The sequence below is a fragment of the Microbispora sp. H13382 genome, from assembly GCF_014161445.1.
Lineage (GTDB): Bacteria > Actinomycetota > Actinomycetes > Streptosporangiales > Streptosporangiaceae > Microbispora.
In genome coordinates this window covers 205,040-221,118 of the sequence record NZ_JABBXA010000011.1, presented here as the reverse complement: position 1 = coordinate 221,118, position 16,079 = coordinate 205,040, and the positions used below count along the sequence as shown (strand labels likewise).

The window sequence follows — 16,079 nt, the reverse complement described above, 5'->3', positions numbered from 1 at the left end:
ACTTCAGCCGTGGCGCCGGCCCCCCGGCGGGTCGCGGAAGGGCTGCCCGCGGGCCGGCGACCGGGAATCGGGGGGATACATGCGTGATCCTGAGTTGGTCTCGTGCGCGCAGCGGGCCGCCGGCGAGCTGGAGCGGGCCTGGGCGTACTGGAGGGAGAGCCGGGGGCTCGGCAGCGAGGACGTCGCCGAGTCGGTGGCGAGCTACGTCGCCCACTCGATCGACCACCCCTGGGGACGGCCCCGCGTGGTGCTGGGCCTCGACGCCGAGGACGCCCGTGAGCTGGCCGCTCTCCTACACCGGCAGGAGGTCCCCGAGCCGGCGTGGGCGGGCAGGTTTCCGGCATAACGGTCTGATCACGACTCCGTTCCGGTTAGGTTGGGGAGACTGCACCTCCGGGAAGGGATTTCGACCGTGATCAGACGACCACTCGCCGCCGCAGCCCTGGCCCTGTGCGGGGTCGGAGCCGTCGCCTGCGGCGGCGCTGAGGTCTCCGACACGGGGGCCTCCGTCCCCACCGCCGCCACGCCCCAGGTCGGGCAGCCGGCCGCGACCCAGAACCGGGCGGCCGACACTGCGGGGCAGGGGACGTCCGAGCCCGCCGGGTCCGAGACGGACATCACGACCGTCCCCGACACCCGTACGGCCGCCGCCTCCGAGACCGCCTCCGAGACCTCGGCCAAGCCGCTGGCCGGGAAGCGCGTCGTGATCGATCCGGGTCACAACGGCGGGAACTTCCGGCACGCCCGGGAGATCAACAAGCTCGTCGACATCTCCAACCAGAAGAAGGCCTGCGACACCACCGGCACGTCGACCAACGACGGCTACACCGAGGCGGCCTTCACCTGGGACGTGTCCAACAAGCTCGCGAAGCTCCTGAAGGCCCGGGGGGCCACGGTCACGCTCACCCGGTCGAGCAAGACCGACTGGGGTCCCTGCATCGACAAGCGGGCCGCCATCGGGAACGAGAACGACGCGGACGCGGCGATCTCCATCCACGGCGACGGCGCGGCGGCGAACCTTCACGGCTTCCACATCATCATGCCGAAGAAGATCGGCGGGCCGGTCGACGCGGTCGTGGATGACTCGGCGCGGCTCGGGCAGGACGTGCGGAACGCCTTCCGGAAGGGCACCGGCCTGCCGTACTCGAACTACATCGGCAAGGATGCGCTGAACTACCGCAGCGACCTCGGCGGGCTCAACCTGTCGAAGGTGCCGAAGATCTTCATCGAGTGCGGCAACATGCGCAACGCGGCCGACGCCGCCAAGTTCAAGGACCGGGAGTTCCGCCAGCGGATGGCCGAGGCACTGGCGCAGGGCCTGGAGAAGTACCTCACCTCCGCCCGCTGACCGAACCCTCGCCGGGGGTGGCGCCCCCGCCAGGAGGGCTGTGGACGGGGTGGCGAAGCTGTCGGTGAGGTTTGGCATCATCGGCGGCATGGACCACCTGCTTCCCCGGCCGAGGCTGACCGAGACCGGTTCCGGGTCTGCCGAGATCGCGCCCGGTTCCGCCGTGTCGGGCCCGGCTCAGCTCACCGACGCCGTACGGCTCGCGCTCCCCGTGCTCGACCTGAGGCCCGGCGACGCCGCCACGGCGGCCGTACGGGTGGCGGAGGACCCCCGGCTCGGGCCGGAGGCGTACGCGCTGACGATCGCGGGCGACGGCGTGCACATCACGGCCGGGGACCGCGCGGGGGCCTTCTACGCCGGGCAGACGCTGCGGCAGCTCCTGCCGGCCGAGGCGTTCCGGTCGGCCCTCGTGCCCGGGACGTCCTGGACGGTCCCCCGCGGGCGGGTGGAGGACGCGCCGGGGTTCTCCTGGCGCGGCGCCCACCTCGACGTGGCGCGCAACTTCCTGCCCAAGCGGGAGGTGCTGCGCATGATCGACCTGATGGCGCTGCACAAGCTCAACCGGCTGCACCTCCACCTGGCCGACGACCAGGGCTGGAGGGTGGAAAGCAGGGCGTTCCCGCTGCTGCACGAGGTGGGCTCGCACCGTTCGCGGACGATCACCAGCCACCGGGGGGAGGAGCTCGCCTTCGACGGCGTCCCCCACGGCGGCCACTACACGCCGGCCGACCTCGCGGAGATCGCGGCGTACGCCCGGGCGCGGGCCGTCACCGTCGTGCCGGAGATCGACGTGCCGGGGCACGCCTCCGCCGTGCTGGCCGCCTACCCCGCGCTGGCCTCCCGGCCGCAGGAGCGTTACGAGGTGCTGGACCGGTGGGGCATCTCGTCGGCGATCCTGTCCCCGCTCCCGGCGACCGTCGACTTCCTGACCACCGTGTTCGCCGAGATCGCCGACGCGCTGGGGGATGTGCCGTACTTCCACATCGGCGGCGACGAGTGCGTGCTGGACGACTGGGCGGCGTCGGCCGAGATCTCGGCCTACCAGGCGTCGCTCGGCCTGGAGAGCACGGGTGACCTGCACGCGTGGTTCCTGCGGCGGCTCGCCGACGCGCTGGCCGAGCGCGGCAGCCGCACGGTGGTGTGGGACGAGGCGTTCGTCAGCGGCAGGCTGCGGCCGGACACGATCGTCATGCCGTGGCGCGGCGAGCATGTCGCCCGCCGGGCCGCGGCGGCGGGGCACGACGTGGTGGCGACGCCGGTCTTCCCGATGTACTTCGACTACGCCGAGGCCGCCTCGCCCGAGGAACCGGCCGGGCTGGGCGACGCGATCACCGTGGCGGACGTGGCGGCCTTCGCCCCCGCGCCGTCGCAGTGGCCGGAGGAGGACCGGGCCCGGGTGATCGGCGCCCAGTTCCAGCTGTGGAGCGAGCGCATCCCGGACGGGCGGACGCTCGACTACCGCGCCTGGCCCCGGGGCTGCGCGGCGGCCGAGATCGCCTGGACCGGCGGCCCGGCCGGGACCGAGGACTTCTTCCGCCGCCTCGACGCCCACCTCGCGCGGCTTGACGCGTTCGGCGTGGAATACCGCCCGCTCTCCGGGCCCCGGCCCTGGCAGCGGGGCGGCAGCGGATGGCGCCGCCACCGCCCGGGCGCCGTCGCGGTGCACGACGTGATGCGCCACCTGCACGAGCTCAGCCTGTCGGCCGACTCCACCCGGCCCAGCATGTGACGCCGCGCCGCCTTCAACGCCGCACCACCTTCAACGCCGCACCACCTCTAACGCCGCGCCGCGTCGGCGACGCGCCGCACACGAGGCCGGTCGCACAGCACGTCGGTGCTGTCGACGTACTGGTCCACCGCGCCGGTGAGAGGCAACCGCCGCACCTCCGGATCGGCGATGGTCTCCAGCAGCGCCTCGGTGAAGCGCTCGGCGCGCAGCACCCGGTACGGCCGATCGTGGTAGGGCCGGGTGCACGCGTTGACGGGCGCGGTGAGGCCGAGACCGTTGTGCAGGGCCGCGAGGGCTTCGTAGGCGGTGGCCAGGTAGCGCTCGCGGTCCCGCCAGCCGGAAGCCGACACGGCCGCCCTCAGTACCGGCGCCAGGTCCGGGCCGCACGGCAGGCCGGCGAAGGCGCTGCCCAGCCACTTGCCGTACGGCGGATAGCGGCGGTGCATGAGCAGGGCGAGGCGGACGAGGTCACGCACCAGACGGGCGCAGGTGACGGCGGAGCCCAGTTCGTCGCCGGCCTCGCCGGCTCGGCCCACGAACGCCTCCTCCTGGGCGATCCGCCGCCACTGGCAGGCCAGGACGTAGCGCCAGACGTCGCCGGGATACCAGGCGAGGCGCCGCCGGACGGGCAGGAGGAGGCCCAGTCCGTCGTGGAAGACCTCTCCCGACGTCATCTCCGCGAGCGTCTGGGTCGGCGTCGCCAGCCAGTCGGAGAGGCCGACGCCCGCGGCCGGGTCGAACCCGAGGTGCCCGGTGAGCCACGCGGTCAGATCGGCCACCACCACACCGTGCCGGCTCGGCCCGTCCGTCGCCTCCAGGCGCCGGGTTCCGTCGGCCCCGGGAGCGCCGAAGCTCGTGGGATAGCCGAGGAACCGCGGCGGCAGGCTCTCGGCGAGCGCGGCGTCCACGGCCTCGCCGTGGGCGGTGGCGTCCGCAGGGCTCAGGAACAGCTGCAGCCGCGGACCCCAGTCGTGGTCGGTGGACCGCTCGGTGTCGTACCCGAGCACCTCCGAGCCCGGACCGACGAGTGCCGCCGAGTGCGTGAGCCCGCCGAAACGCCGCGCCAGCAGCGGTGCCACCGCCTCCCCGTAGAACCGCCGTGACAGCTCCAGTCCGCGTACGTGCCCGTCTCCCACAGCCGACATCGTCCGCAGGCCGCTTCCCGGGGCGCAACCGGCTTTCCCCGGTGTGCCCCCCGCCCGGCACCGGCGGGCGGGCCGCACTCCGTGTACCGGGATGCGGCGGGGCGGGGTGTCACGTTCCGTCGAGGACCTCGGCGACGACGGCGGCGGCGATCTTCTCCGCGTCCAGGCCCTGGTGGGCGTCGATGACCTCGCGAATCCTCGTCGTGAGGAGCTGGTCGGCGTGCGCGGCGTCGCCGATGTGGCGGGCGGCCACCGCGACGGCGGCCGCGAGCTCGTAGGCCTCGTCCGGGCCGAGACCTTGGGGGTCGGCCTCCACGAGGACGCGTGCGCCGTTCTTGGGCGAGACGCGGACCTTCCACCGCCCGGAGGTGCCGGAGACCGACAGGGTGTCCTTCCGCAGGGCGGGCGGGAACAGGACGACGGCCATCCGGCCCGCCGCGGCGAGGATCCGCTCGGCGAGCCGGCGGGCGTCCTTCTTGGCGACGACGATCCTCGCGGAGCGGTTGACGATGCTCACCGAGTCACCGCTGTCCGCCACGGCGATCCGCTCGCCGTCGGCCTGGTCGTAGATGGCGCTCATGCGTGGGGGGCCGCTCGCTTGGCAGTTTTGTCGGGGCGGGCTGTGATACTCCGCCCATGCATGATCTCGTACTTTCGGAGGACATGATCGCGGCGTGTCCTCCGGGCACGGGCCGTAGCGAGCGGCGGGCATGAGCATGTCCGAGCGGTTCAGCCTGCGGCCGAGCGCGGAAGAGTGGCGGCGGGATTGGATCGCCCGCGGCGAGCTGCGCGACCAGCGGTTCGAATTGCCGCCCGGCGTGTCGAGCGTGACCTTCGACCGGGCACGGCTCGTGAACGTCGACTTCTCCGGGACGCGGTTCGCCGACTTCAGCTCTCATGCCGGCGAATTCGTAGGATGCGACTTCTCCGGCACCGCCTTCGACGACCTGTCGACGGGCATCGGCCTCCGGCGGACCTGGAGGGGCGAAAGGTGGCCGCAGTCGGTCTTCCGCGACTGCGTGTTCCGGCGTACGCGCTTCGCGCCGCTCACGTCCTTCGGCAACGTCCGGTTCGAACGATGTGTCTTCGACCGCTCCCGGCTGCGGCGGCAGACGTTCACGATGGAGGCCGAGTTCGTCGGCTGCGTGTTCTCCGGGCGGCTCCACGACATCAACTTCTGGGGCCGACCCATCCGGCACGAGAGCGCGCTGGGCAGGGAGCGCAACGCGTTCACCGGCAACGACTTCACCGCCGCCGAGCTGGACTACGTCGCCTTCAAGCACATCGACCTGCACGCGCAGCGCTGGCCGCCCGGCTACGCGCTCCTCGACCGCGTCGGCGCGCGGGTGACGGCGGTGCTGCCGCTCGTGGAGACCTGGCCGGACGAGAAGCACCGGGAGGAGGCCCGCCTCAGCCTGGAGTTCCTCGCCGGCGGCGCCGTGAAGCACAACGACGACCACGCGGTGGTGAGCCCGCTGGACATGGGCCGCAGACTGCCGCCCGCCCTCCGCCAGGAGCTGTTCGAGGCGCTCAGAGGCACATCCAGCGATACATGCCCTGGTTGAGCCGTACGGCCGTGCGGGCCAGGTCCCGCAGCTCCGTGACGCGCTCGATCTCGAACTCGACGAGGAGTTCCTCATCGGCGTACTCGCGCAGCCGGGCGTCGTCGACGGCGGCGAGCGCCTCGACGGTGCCGGCCGCCATGCGGTCCAAGGCCGGCCCTTCTTCGTCGTCCGCCACGACTGCCTCGGTGTCGCCGAACTCGCTGAGGTCGCGTCCGCTGAGCTCGGCGACCAGCGTGTCGAGCTCGTCGAGCCATCCCTTGCAGTCGACGTACGGCAGGCCGGCCGCCCCCGGCCCACCGGACAGGGCACGCCGGGCCGACCGGTCCGAATCAGCGGTGAAGTAGTCGACCAGGACGCCCATGCCGGACACCTTATCGATCACGACAAGGGCGCGGCCGGGGCTCAGGCGAGGGTGTAGCCGGCCTCCTCGACGGCCTTGCGCACGGCGTCGTCGGCGACGTCGCCGGAGACGTCGAGGCGGCCGCTGTCCAGGTCGACCTCGACGCCGGTGACCCCGGCGATCTCACCGACCTCCTCCTTGACCGAACTCACGCAGTGGCCGCAGGTCATGCCCTGCACGGTGTAGGTCTTCACACTCATGACGATCTCCATATCCGGGGTGAGGGAACTCATGCGGTGCGGCCGACGATCTCGCGGACCGAGCGGTAACCGTGCCGCCGCAACCTGCGGGCGAGCTGCCGGTTGATCCGGGACGGCCACAGGGGGCCCTCGTAGATCAGGCCGGTGTATCCCTGCACGAGGGTGGCGCCGGCCAGCAGCCGCTCCCAGACGTCGTCGACGTCCTCCACGCCGCCGACGGAGACCAGCGTGAGCCGGTCGCCGGCCTTCTGGCGCAGGCGGCGCAGCACCTCCAGGGAGCGGACCTTGAGCGGCCGTCCGGACAGGCCGCCCGCCTCGGTGCTCGCGACGCCCTCGCGGCTGATCGTGGTGTTGGTCGCGATGACGCCCGCCAGCCCGAGCTCGGTGGCGAGCTCGGCCACGGCGTCCACGTCCTCGTCCGCCAGATCCGGCGCGATCTTCACGAGCAGCGGGGTGCGCCCGGCCGCCTCCTTGACCGCCGCGAGCAGCGGCCGCAGGCGGTCCACGGCCTGCAGGTCGCGCAGGCCGGGGGTGTTGGGCGAGCTCACGTTGACCACGAGGTAGTCGGCGAGTGGCGCCAGCCTGCGGGCGCTGTCCACGTAGTCGCGCGCGGCCTCGGACTCGGGCGCGACCTTGGTCTTGCCGATGTTGACGCCGACCACGGCCGGGATGTGCCGCACCCTGCGCAGCCGCTTGGCCGCGGCCGCCGCCCCGGCGTTGTTGAAGCCCATCCGGTTGATGATCCCCCGGCTCTCCGGCAGCCGGAACAGCCGCGGCCGCGGGTTGCCGGGCTGGGCGTGCGCGGTGATCGTACCGACCTCGACGTACCCGAATCCGAGCGCCGAGAGCGGCTCGGCGCATCCGGCGTCCTTGTCGAACCCGGCGGCGAGCCCGAACGGCGAGGCGAAGTGGACGCCGAACGCCTGCACGCGCAGCGACTCCGCCCTCGGCGCGAGCAGCCGGTGCAGCAGCCGCACGAGGGGCGGGAACATCCCGAGCAGGCGGAGCAGCCTGATCGTGAGGTGGTGGACGGCCTCGGCGTCGAGGCGGCTCAGGACCTGCGTGAACACGAGTCGATACATCACGGCAAGACTATCGCCCGGTCACGGCTCGTCCGGGACCGCACGCCGGTCACGCGGCGTACGGCCGGTCAGTTGGGCCGGGGCCGGGCCTCGGCCGTGGGCTGGGGCAGCGGCACGTGTGACGCCGTACGGATCGACAGCGTCGCGTCGAAGCCCAGCAGCCGCAGCAGCCGCAGCACGAGCCGGGTGGGGCGGACGAAGGTCACACCGCCGCCCCACTCCCGCACGCACGCGTCGGCCCACAGGAGGCTCCGCGCGCCCGCGCAGTCGAGGAAGCCGACCCCGGCGAGGTCGACCTCGACGTGCCCGGGCCGGTACGTCCCCAGCGTCTGCCGCAGGCAGGCACGGAACTCCGGCACCCCCGACATGTCGAGGTCGCCGCTCACGGATACGTGGATGCCGGTTTCAGACGACGTGGTCTGGATTCGCAACATTCCTCGGGTTCTGCTCGCCCAGCAGCTCCGCCGCGAGCTCGGATACCTTCCGTCTGCTGTCCCTGGCCTGCTTGCGCAGCCCGGTGAACGCCTGTGACGCCGTCAGATCGTGCTTGCCCATGAGGTAGCCGATGGCACGCTCGATCACGACGCGGTAGTCCAGCGCGTACTGGAGCTGGTCGGCGAGCACCGCCTTCTCGTCCGCCTCCATCGACGCCACGAGGACCTGCTCGATCACGTGGGCGTACGCGTGGAGGGCCTGGGTGTCGCTCTCCTGCCACTCGTGCGGCGCGTCCTGGTAGACGTTCAGGGTGCCCACGGGCACGCCGCCGAGCCGGATCGGCACTCCCGCCACCCCGCGCACCTCGGGGTGCAGCAGTTCACGCAGGGCCGGCCACCGCCGGTCGGCACGCACGTCGGACGTCGTCACCGCGGTGTCGCCCACGTACGCAGCCACACACGGGCCCTGGCTCGTCACCGCCTGAGCACGTTCGAGGCTGCGGCCGCGTTCGTCCGTGGCGAAGAGGTAGCGGAGTGTGCGGTCCTCCTCGGCGAACATCAGGCCGGCGCCGGAGTATCCGAAAAGCCGGTCGACCACTTGGACGATGCGCTCAAGGTGGTGCACGATCCCGGTCGCCGCCCTGTCCTTCTGCAGACGTCTCAGGCTGGCGACTAGAGCCTCAGGATCGATATGGGTCATTCCGTATCCTCTCGTGAACCTCACCTCGCACCGCCGTGGCCTGTGGGAGAGGTGCCGATTCGGCCATCACAACTGCCCGAATGGGGCTCGATCAGTCCTGATCTCGGCCAGGACCTGGAGAACGATGACCATCAGCTCGCCGAGACGGGAACCGGCCTGCGCCTCCGCGCGGTCCCAGACCCGCCCGTCGCGGGCGTAGAAGTCCAGGACGCCGATGAGTTCGCGATCCTCGATGAGCGGTACGGAGAGGACGGCCCGGACCGGCGGGGCGTGGACGGCCACGTGCGGGAACCCCATGGGGCTCGCGGCGTGCAGATCGTGGATCGCGACGAGGCCGCCGCTGGCGGCGCTCTCGATGGCGGGGCCGTCGCCCACGGACTCCTGGGCGGACTCCAGCAGTACGCCGTCGTCGTCGGTCGCCCCGACCGCGCGGAGGCGGTCCTGACCGTCGAGCAGCATCAACGCGGCGCCGTCGACCCCGAACAGGCCGGCCATGCCGGTGAGGACGTTCTCGAGAACGGATGACGCGTCCGATGCCATCGCGAGCCCACTTTCAAATGATGAAGCGGCCGCGGACACAGGGCGGAGTGGTGCTAAGCCTAGTGGGCTCCGGGCGGTTTTGACGCGCTCCTCGATCTGAAGAGCAGACGAATCCGCCCTCCAGTACGGCGGGCGGGGAGCCGTACGGGAGGGCGGATCGGTTCGAGAGGAAGTAGTGGTGAGGTCATTCGCCCCGGAAGGCGCCGGCCTCGTACTGGTCGCGGCACGGCCGCGGTCCGGGACGCCCGAGGCGTCAGCGCTTGGCCTTCTTGCCCTCGGGCGTGACGGCGTACCACTCGCCGCCGAAGTCGTGCAGGTCCTGGCCGAGCACGTCCCCGGCCTTCTGGTCCTTGGCGTAGTAGTAGAGCGGGTGCTTGTTGTAGGTCACCTGGGTGCTGCCGTCCTCCCGCCGGATCGTCCCGAGCAGGTTGGCACGGGCACCCGTGCCGGCCTGGGGCGCGCCCGCGGTGAGCACGGGCGGCCACGCGGCGGCGCAGGCCTGGGTGCAGGTGGCGGCGCCGCCCTTGTCCTTGGTGAACAGGTACACCGTGCGGCCGTCCACGCCGACCAGCACGCTGCCGAGCGACGTGGGCGCCGCGTCGATGCGCGCGGGCCCCGTGGGGGACGCCTGGACGGGGGAGGTCGGCGACGCCGGAACGCCGGCGGACGGCGTCGTCCCCGAGGGGCTCTCGGAGGTCTCGGGCGTCTGCGACTCGTTGAGCTGGTCGTTGGCGACGTGGCTGGCGCCCTCGTCGCCGGCACCGCCGCATCCGGCGGCCAGCAGGCTGATCGCGACCGCGCCGGCATACAGCAGTTTCCTCATGTTCGGCCTCCTGGGAAGTGAGCAATGCGGCTCCCAGGAGACACGCGGTGACGCCGGCCCCGCCGCCGGACGCGAAGATCCGGGACAGGGCTTTGCCGTTTCGTGGGTTCCGCCACAACGACCTCGCCCCTCCCTCAGGACACACGAGTGACCTATGCGGATGAACCGCCGGACTCGGGGAAATCGGAGTAAGCCGCACGGCTGCGGCGGCGCGTGCCGACACGTGAACCGATCGCGAGGGAGGTGCCGAGGTCCCCGGCGCGTGCGATGCGATGCTGAGGCTGCGACGCCCGCCGGCGAAGCCGTCCGGCCCGTGGGGGACGTCCCCGGCGAACCGCCCCGCCCGATCTCACCACAACCCGACTTCACGACAGACAAGGAGCCGTCCGGATGGCCGAGCGCACCCAACCGCCCATCGTCGACGTGGCCGAGCTGAGGCGCCGCCTCGGCCGTACGGGAGTGTGGCTGTCCTCTCTGGCGGTGACCCCGGCGGCCCGGGTCAGGAAGGCCGCCGCGGAGATCGAGGAGCTCGGATACCCGACCCTGTGGGTCGGCGAGACCCCCGCGGGTCGGGAGGCGTTCACGCACGCCGCGCTGTTGCTGTCGGCGACCGGGCGGCTGCGGGTCGCCACGGGCATCGCCAACATCTACGGCCGCGACGCCGTCGCCGCCGCCAACGGCGCCGCGACCCTGGCGGAGGCGTGGGACCGGCGGTTCGTGCTCGGCCTGGGCGTCAGTCACAAGCCCCTGGTGACCGGTCGCGGGCACGACTACTCCGCACCGCTCTCGTACATGCGGGACTACCTCGACGCGATGGACCAGACGTCCTTCGGCGCGCCGCTCGCCGAGACGCCGCCCCGGCTGCTGGCGGCGCTGCGGCGCGGGATGCTCGAACTGGCGGCCGAGCGCGCGCAGGGCGCGCACCCCTACTTCGTGCCGCCCGAGCACACCGCGAAGGCGCGCGAGATCCTGGGCCCCGCCCCGGTGCTGGCGCCCGAGCAGGCGGTGGTGGTGGAGACCGACGCCGGCCGGGCACGGGAGATCGCCCGCGAGTACACCGCCGGCTATCTGGCCCTGCCCAACTACGTGAACAACCTCCGTGAGCTTGGCTTCTCCGACGACGACTTCGCGGACGGGGGAAGCGACCGGCTCGTCGACGCGATCGTGGCCCGGGGCGAGCCGGAGGCGATCGCCGAGCGGGTACGCGCCCACCACGACGCGGGGGCGGACCACGTGTGCGTCCAGCCGCTCGCGGACTCGGTCGACGTCCAGGTCGAGCATCTGCGGCTGCTGGTCCCCGCCCTCCTGGGATGACGACGTGACCACGGCGGATCCCGGACGAGGGCACGGGGAGCACGGCCGGCAGGACCCTCTCGCGCCGCCGGATCCTCTCGCGCCGCCGGACCCGACGGGCCTGGAGACGTGGATACGCCAGGTGCTCGGCCTGGCCGGCGCCCGGGCTTCGGCGTTCGCCCCACCCCCGGCCCCACCCCCGGCCCCGGCCCCGGCCCCGGCCCCGGCCCCGGCCACCGGTCAGGGACCCGAGGAGGAGCCCGACGGCCCGGGCGCCGCCGGGCAGGCCCGGTAGCGACGGGCGGTCAGGCCGCCGTGCAGGGCGAGTGGATCGCCCGGGCGGTCAGGCCGCCTGCCTCACCTGCTCGGCCAGCCGTTCGAGGCTCTCGTCCAGGGCGTGCTCCACCGCCTCGGCCGGGGGTGTGTGCCCCTCGTCGAAGAAGGACAGGTGGACCGTCACGTCGCTGCTGGCGTCGTCGATGCCGGCCACCTGCAGCCATCCCGCGTACCGGTCCACGTCACGGGTGCCCCACTCCATCCGCAGCTGCTCCCGCTCGGCCCGCAGCAGCGCGCGTTCGTCCTGCCCCGTCTCGTCCTCGTGGACGGTGACCGCGGGCGGCTCCTCCGCGCGTACGTGCAGGTCGCGGGGCATCCAGAGATCGAGCTTGCCGACATCGGACGCCTGGCGGAACACCTGGTCGGCCGGCGCGGGCATCCTGCGCGAACGCTCGAACTCACTCATGGTCCGTCACTCCCTCCCTCTGGTCGACGTACGACGCCCCTACCCGCGACGGCCCGGTCCATCCGGCGCCGGGGAGGACGGACCCCGCGCGGGCCGGGCCGTCGTGGCGGCGTAGGGTCCGGTGCATGACCGATCATTACGATGTCGTGGTCCTCGGCGCCGGGCCCGGCGGGTACACCGCCGCGGTCCGCTCGGCCCAGCTCGGGCTCAGCACGGCGGTCGTCGAGGAGCGCTACTGGGGCGGCGTCTGCCTCAACGTGGGCTGCATCCCCTCGAAGGCGTTGCTGCGCAACGCCGAGCTCGCCCACATCCTGACGAACGAGACCAAGACGTTCGGCATCCGGGCGGACGGCCCGATCACCCTCGACTACGGCGCCGCCTTCCGCCGCAGCCGGCAGGTCGCGGACGGACGGGTCAAGGGCGTCCACTACCTGATGAAGAAGAACGGCATCACCGAGTACGACGGACGCGGCGCCTTCACCGGCCCGGACACCATGGAGGTGCGCGGCGCGGACGGCTCGGTGCGCACGGTGACGTTCGACCACTGCATCATCGCGGCCGGGGCGACGACCCGCCTGCTGCCGGGCACGTCCCTGTCCGAGCGCGTGGTGACGTACGAGGAGCAGATCCTCAGCGAGACCCTGCCGGAGAGTGTGATCATCGCGGGGGCCGGGGCCATCGGCGTCGAGTTCGCGTACGTGCTGCACAACTACGGCGTGAAGGTCACGATCGTCGAGTTCCTCGACCGGATGGTCCCGCTGGAGGACCAGGAGGTGTCGGCGGAACTGGCGCGGCGCTACCGGCGGCTCGGCATCGAGGTGCTGACCTCCACCCGGGTCGAGTCGATCGACGACAGCGGCGACAAGGTGCGGGTCACGGTCTCCAGGAACGGCGAGACCTCCGTGCTGGAGGCCGACAAGGTGCTGCAGGCCATCGGCTTCCAGCCGCGCGTCGAGGGATACGGCCTGGAGAACACCGGCGTACGGCTGACCGAGCGGGGCGCGATCGCCGTGGACGGCCGCTGCCGCACCAACGTGCCGCACATCTTCGCCATCGGGGACGTCACCGCGAAGCTCATGCTGGCCCACGCCGCCGAGTCGATGGGCGTCATCGCCGCCGAGACGATCGCGGGCGCGGAGACGATGGAGCTCGACTACGTGATGATCCCCCGGGCGACCTACTGCCAGCCGCAGATCGCGAGCTTCGGCTACACCGAGGCCCAGGCGCGCGAGCAGGGCTTCGACGTGAAGGTGGTCAAGTTCCCGTTCACGGCCAACGGCAAGGCGCACGGGCTGGGCGACCCCGGCGGGTTCGTCAAGGTCCTCAGCGACGCGAAGTACGGCGAGATCCTCGGCGCCCACCTCATCGGGCCCGAGGTGACCGAGCTGCTGCCCGAGCTGACCCTGGCTCAGCAGTGGGACCTCACGGTGCACGAGGTGGCGCGCAACGTCCACGCGCATCCGACGCTGGGCGAGGCGGTCAAGGAGGCGATCCACGGCCTGGCCGGACACATGATCAACATGTGACGGCGACGGCCGGTCAGCGCCCGGTGGGCGGGCGGTGGGCGGGCGGTGGGCGATCGGTCAGCGCCGGGGCCGACGCTCCTCTCGTGGGCCGCGACACCTCGCGGCCCCTCGATCCAGAGGAGCCCACATGAAGACCCCGTCCGTCCTGATCTCCGGCGCGAGCATCGCCGGGCCGGCCGTCGCCTACTGGCTGCGCCGGCACGGCTTCTCCCCCACCGTCGTCGAGCGGGCCCCGGCCCTGCGGGAGGGCGGCCAGGCGGTCGACTTCCGCGGGGCGGTCCACATGAACGTGCTGCGGCGGATGGGCGTCCTGGACGAGATCCGGCGCCTGCGCACCGACCCCGGCCCGCTGCGGGTGGTCGACTGGCGCGGCGACCAGATCGTCGCGCTGCCGGCGGAGTTCGCCGGCGGCGAGGTGGAGATCCTGCGCGGCGACCTCGCCCGCGTGCTGTACGACCGGACCAGGGACGACGTGGAGTACGTCTTCGGCGACTCCGTCGCGTCCCTGACCGAGACCCCGGACGGGGTGGAGGTGACCTTCGAGCGCGGGGCACCCCGGACGTTCGACCTCGTGGTCGGCGCGGACGGCCTGCACTCGAACGTGCGGCGGCTGGCCTTCGGCCCCGAGTCCCGGTTCGTGCGGCCGTCCGGCTACCATGTCGCGATCTTCAGCGCGCCGGACCATCTCGGACTCGTCCGCGAGGCGCTGCTGTACAACGAGCCCGGCCGGGGCATATCGGCCGGGAGCACCCGTGACGCCGGCACGGCCGGGGTGATGTGCGTCTTCCGCGCCGACGGGCTGAAGTTCGGCCACCACGACGTGGCGCAGCAGAAGAAGATCCTCTTGGACGCGTTCGCGGGAGCGGGCTGGGAGACCCACCGCCTGCTCCAGGCCGTGCCCGACGCGGCCGACTTCTACTTCGACTCGATCAGCCTCGTCCACATGGACCACTACACCCACGGGCGGATCGCGCTGCTCGGCGACGCCGGCTACGGCGCCACCTGCGGCGGCATGGGGGCGGGCATGGCCGTCGTGGCCGCGTACGTGCTGGCGGGCGAGCTGGCCGCCGCCCGCGGTGACCACCGCGCCGCGTTCCCGGAGTACGAGCGACTGATCAGAGGGTTCGCCAAGGCGTGCCAGCGGGTCGCGGGCAACGCGGGCCCCTTCCTCGCCCCGCCGACACGGGGCGCGATCCGGCGGCGCAACCTGACCTACCGGATGCTCACCGCCGGGCCGCTGGCGCGGGTGCTCGACAAGATGAGCACCAAGGCGGCCACCTCGATAACGCTCCGGGATTATGCGGCCTGAAATGCGGAAATGCCGATTACCGAACACGCATTCGGCTTTCCGTGACTATTCACTAGGGAATACTCCCCGCTGCGTCGATGAATGCTCGGCTACTCTGGCGAGAAGGCCGTGGGCGAAACGCCGTGGCCGCGTACGGGCGAACAATGCGAGGCGGCCCGATGGCGAGGGACGACGCGAAAACCACCGGCCCCCGGGTCGGCGCGAGCACGCTGATGGCTCTCATGCGCGAACTGGTCTTCCCGCCGTGCGTGATCGAACGCTCCTCGGTCGTGCCGCAGGACGTCACCCGGCGCGAGAACGACGCGGAGCACTCCTTCGCCCTGGGCCTGGCCGCGGTCTGCCTCGCCCCGCTGATCGACGAGACCCTGGACCCGGGGCGGATCGCCAGGTACGCGCTGGTCCACGACCTGCCGGAGGTCCACGCGGGAGACGTGTCGGTCTACGCGGGCCCGGCGGAACGGGAGAAGAAGGCCGTACGCGAGGAGGAGGCACGGGAGATCATCACCCGCGACTTCGGCCGGACGTTTCCCTGGCTCGTCGATGACCTGTACGGCTACAAGGCGCAGCGCGACCCGGAGAGCAGGTTCGTCTACGCGCTGGACAAGCTGCTCCCCCACGTCAACGTGCTGCTGGCCGACCATCACCCGCTGCGCCCGACCTGGGCCGCGTACAAGCGCACCGAGATCACGGCCAGGCGGAAGATACGCATGAGCTGCCCGGCACTGCTGCCGTTGTTCGACGAGCTGTGCCGGGAGTTCGCGCGGCGCCCGCACCTGTTCTCCGGTGGGGTGTCACCTGCCGTGGGAGATGACGATGTTCGCGACGGCGAGCAGGGCCGCTCCGCAGACGGCGTACAGCACCCTCCAGGGCAGGTCGGCGCCCGGCCCGAGTATGGCGGGCAGGGCGACGAGGAAGGCCCCGGCCGCGCTGGCCGACACCCGCGTGAGGAGGCGCGACCGCGAGCGGCGCACGACCACGGGAAACCCGGCGCTCGTCGTCAGTGAGTCGCCCGGCGGAGCCGGGCCCGCCCGGGTGTCGACGGCCAGCCTGATCCCGACCCGCGCGAGCGCGTCGAAGCCCAGCATCTCGGGCCGCAGCCAGAACTCCACCGTGTCGTAGCGCGACGCCACGTCGTAGGAGTCGTCGGACGCGATCTTCAGGAAGGTGCCGTCGGTCGCGCAGACGAGCCGCTTCGCGGCCGGCGTGTAGCCCTCGGAGTAGAAGCTGACCCGCATCTTCACCG

19 protein-coding genes are annotated in these 16,079 nt (G+C 72.3%); 9 read left to right on the top strand and 10 right to left on the bottom strand.

The annotated features are described in order from the left end of the window. Positions 1-79: 79 nt before the first annotated feature. The 3 genes from HHX41_RS22910 to HHX41_RS22900 all read left to right on the top strand — a co-directional run bounded on the left by HHX41_RS22910 (position 80) and on the right by HHX41_RS22900 (position 3,077). Entirely contained in the window at positions 80-346 is a 267-nt protein-coding gene (locus HHX41_RS22910) for a hypothetical protein (protein ID WP_182907664.1), read from the top strand. Positions 347-412: 66 nt separating this feature from the next. Then, complete coding sequence (locus HHX41_RS22905; RefSeq protein WP_182907663.1) at positions 413-1,348, top strand: N-acetylmuramoyl-L-alanine amidase; 936 nt, start codon at positions 413-415, stop codon at positions 1,346-1,348. A 40-nt stretch (positions 1,349-1,388) separates the two neighbouring features. Continuing rightward, the gene (locus tag HHX41_RS22900) at positions 1,389-3,077 is read left to right on the top strand and encodes a beta-N-acetylhexosaminidase (RefSeq protein WP_310742126.1); all 1,689 of its coding nucleotides are present in this window, start codon (positions 1,389-1,391) and stop codon (positions 3,075-3,077) included. Between the two features lie 47 nt (positions 3,078-3,124). Here HHX41_RS22900 and HHX41_RS22895 read toward each other — a convergent pair whose 3' ends face one another. After that, positions 3,125-4,213: a DUF4037 domain-containing protein gene (locus HHX41_RS22895; protein ID WP_396795022.1), complete on the bottom strand. Its 1,089-nt coding sequence runs from the start codon at positions 4,211-4,213 to the stop codon at positions 3,125-3,127. Positions 4,214-4,331: 118 nt separating this feature from the next. Beyond that, a complete protein-coding gene (locus HHX41_RS22890; RefSeq protein WP_182907661.1) occupies positions 4,332-4,802 on the bottom strand; it encodes a hypothetical protein in 471 nt (156 codons plus the stop codon). Between the two features lie 130 nt (positions 4,803-4,932). Here HHX41_RS22890 and HHX41_RS22885 point away from each other — a divergent pair, with 130 nt between their 5' ends. Further along, complete coding sequence (locus HHX41_RS22885; RefSeq protein ID WP_182907660.1) at positions 4,933-5,787, top strand: pentapeptide repeat-containing protein; 855 nt, start codon at positions 4,933-4,935, stop codon at positions 5,785-5,787. Here HHX41_RS22885 and HHX41_RS22880 read toward each other — a convergent pair. From HHX41_RS22880 to HHX41_RS22850, 7 genes are all read right to left on the bottom strand, one after another. After that, positions 5,753-6,148 carry a hypothetical protein gene (locus HHX41_RS22880; RefSeq protein ID WP_182907659.1) on the bottom strand — a complete coding sequence of 132 codons (396 nt, stop codon included), beginning with the start codon at positions 6,146-6,148 and terminating at the stop codon, positions 5,753-5,755. The genes HHX41_RS22885 and HHX41_RS22880 overlap by 35 nt on opposite strands. Before the next feature lie 41 nt (positions 6,149-6,189). Beyond that, positions 6,190-6,387 carry a heavy-metal-associated domain-containing protein gene (locus HHX41_RS22875; RefSeq protein WP_169981805.1) on the bottom strand — a complete coding sequence of 66 codons (198 nt, stop codon included), beginning with the start codon at positions 6,385-6,387 and terminating at the stop codon, positions 6,190-6,192. A gap of 29 nt (positions 6,388-6,416) precedes the next feature. Continuing rightward, a complete protein-coding gene (locus HHX41_RS22870; RefSeq protein WP_182907658.1) occupies positions 6,417-7,469 on the bottom strand; it encodes a quinone-dependent dihydroorotate dehydrogenase in 1,053 nt (350 codons plus the stop codon). A 68-nt stretch (positions 7,470-7,537) separates the two neighbouring features. Further along, positions 7,538-7,855 (bottom strand): STAS domain-containing protein, encoded by a 318-nt coding sequence (locus HHX41_RS22865; RefSeq protein ID WP_169981803.1) that lies wholly within the window; start codon positions 7,853-7,855, stop codon positions 7,538-7,540. A gap of 19 nt (positions 7,856-7,874) precedes the next feature. Then, positions 7,875-8,603: a GAF and ANTAR domain-containing protein gene (locus HHX41_RS22860; RefSeq protein ID WP_169981802.1), complete on the bottom strand. Its 729-nt coding sequence runs from the start codon at positions 8,601-8,603 to the stop codon at positions 7,875-7,877. 66 nt (positions 8,604-8,669) lie between these two features. Then, on the bottom strand, positions 8,670-9,143 hold the full coding sequence (locus HHX41_RS22855) for a GAF domain-containing protein (RefSeq protein WP_182907657.1): 474 nt from the start codon (positions 9,141-9,143) through the stop codon (positions 8,670-8,672). A gap of 253 nt (positions 9,144-9,396) precedes the next feature. Beyond that, entirely contained in the window at positions 9,397-9,966 is a 570-nt protein-coding gene (locus HHX41_RS22850) for a hypothetical protein (RefSeq protein WP_169981800.1), read from the bottom strand. A 390-nt stretch (positions 9,967-10,356) separates the two neighbouring features. Here HHX41_RS22850 and HHX41_RS22845 point away from each other — a divergent pair, with 390 nt between their 5' ends. Then, on the top strand, positions 10,357-11,280 hold the full coding sequence (locus HHX41_RS22845; RefSeq protein ID WP_182907656.1) for a TIGR03620 family F420-dependent LLM class oxidoreductase: 924 nt from the start codon (positions 10,357-10,359) through the stop codon (positions 11,278-11,280). A 4-nt stretch (positions 11,281-11,284) separates the two neighbouring features. Further along, on the top strand, positions 11,285-11,554 hold the full coding sequence (locus tag HHX41_RS22840; protein WP_182907655.1) for a hypothetical protein: 270 nt from the start codon (positions 11,285-11,287) through the stop codon (positions 11,552-11,554). 48 nt (positions 11,555-11,602) lie between these two features. On the opposite strand, the gene HHX41_RS22835 is transcribed toward HHX41_RS22840, so the two are convergent. After that, entirely contained in the window at positions 11,603-12,001 is a 399-nt protein-coding gene (locus HHX41_RS22835; RefSeq protein ID WP_182907654.1) for an SRPBCC family protein, read from the bottom strand. A gap of 125 nt (positions 12,002-12,126) precedes the next feature. On the opposite strand from HHX41_RS22835, the gene lpdA reads away from it, so the two are divergent. The 3 genes from lpdA to HHX41_RS22820 all read left to right on the top strand — a co-directional run bounded on the left by lpdA (position 12,127) and on the right by HHX41_RS22820 (position 15,840). Further along, positions 12,127-13,527, top strand: a complete 1,401-nt coding sequence (gene lpdA / locus HHX41_RS22830; RefSeq protein WP_182907653.1) for a dihydrolipoyl dehydrogenase — start codon at positions 12,127-12,129, stop codon at positions 13,525-13,527. Positions 13,528-13,654: 127 nt separating this feature from the next. After that, a complete protein-coding gene (locus HHX41_RS22825; RefSeq protein WP_182907652.1) occupies positions 13,655-14,836 on the top strand; it encodes an FAD-dependent monooxygenase in 1,182 nt (393 codons plus the stop codon). 158 nt (positions 14,837-14,994) lie between these two features. After that, the gene (locus HHX41_RS22820) at positions 14,995-15,840 is read left to right on the top strand and encodes an HD family hydrolase (RefSeq protein ID WP_182907651.1); all 846 of its coding nucleotides are present in this window, start codon (positions 14,995-14,997) and stop codon (positions 15,838-15,840) included. Positions 15,841-16,079 lie beyond the last annotated feature (239 nt).

Excerpts from the sequence above, each read along its gene's own strand:
- HHX41_RS22910 (WP_182907664.1), top strand. The coding sequence starts at position 80 with ATGCGTGATCCTGAGTTGGTCTCGTGCGCGCAGCGGGCCGCCGGCGAG.
- HHX41_RS22890 (WP_182907661.1), bottom strand. The coding sequence starts at position 4,802 with ATGAGCGCCATCTACGACCAGGCCGACGGCGAGCGGATCGCCGTGGCG.
- HHX41_RS22885 (WP_182907660.1), top strand. The coding sequence starts at position 4,933 with ATGAGCATGTCCGAGCGGTTCAGCCTGCGGCCGAGCGCGGAAGAGTGG.
- HHX41_RS22880 (WP_182907659.1), bottom strand. The coding sequence starts at position 6,148 with ATGGGCGTCCTGGTCGACTACTTCACCGCTGATTCGGACCGGTCGGCC.
- HHX41_RS22875 (WP_169981805.1), bottom strand. The coding sequence starts at position 6,387 with ATGAGTGTGAAGACCTACACCGTGCAGGGCATGACCTGCGGCCACTGC.
- HHX41_RS22870 (WP_182907658.1), bottom strand. The coding sequence starts at position 7,469 with ATGTATCGACTCGTGTTCACGCAGGTCCTGAGCCGCCTCGACGCCGAG.
- HHX41_RS22860 (WP_169981802.1), bottom strand. The coding sequence starts at position 8,603 with ATGACCCATATCGATCCTGAGGCTCTAGTCGCCAGCCTGAGACGTCTG.
- HHX41_RS22855 (WP_182907657.1), bottom strand. The coding sequence starts at position 9,143 with ATGGCATCGGACGCGTCATCCGTTCTCGAGAACGTCCTCACCGGCATG.
- HHX41_RS22850 (WP_169981800.1), bottom strand. The coding sequence starts at position 9,966 with ATGAGGAAACTGCTGTATGCCGGCGCGGTCGCGATCAGCCTGCTGGCC.
- HHX41_RS22845 (WP_182907656.1), top strand. The coding sequence starts at position 10,357 with ATGGCCGAGCGCACCCAACCGCCCATCGTCGACGTGGCCGAGCTGAGG.
- HHX41_RS22835 (WP_182907654.1), bottom strand. The coding sequence starts at position 12,001 with ATGAGTGAGTTCGAGCGTTCGCGCAGGATGCCCGCGCCGGCCGACCAG.
- lpdA (WP_182907653.1), top strand. The coding sequence starts at position 12,127 with ATGACCGATCATTACGATGTCGTGGTCCTCGGCGCCGGGCCCGGCGGG.
- HHX41_RS22825 (WP_182907652.1), top strand. The coding sequence starts at position 13,655 with ATGAAGACCCCGTCCGTCCTGATCTCCGGCGCGAGCATCGCCGGGCCG.
- HHX41_RS22820 (WP_182907651.1), top strand. The coding sequence starts at position 14,995 with ATGGCGAGGGACGACGCGAAAACCACCGGCCCCCGGGTCGGCGCGAGC.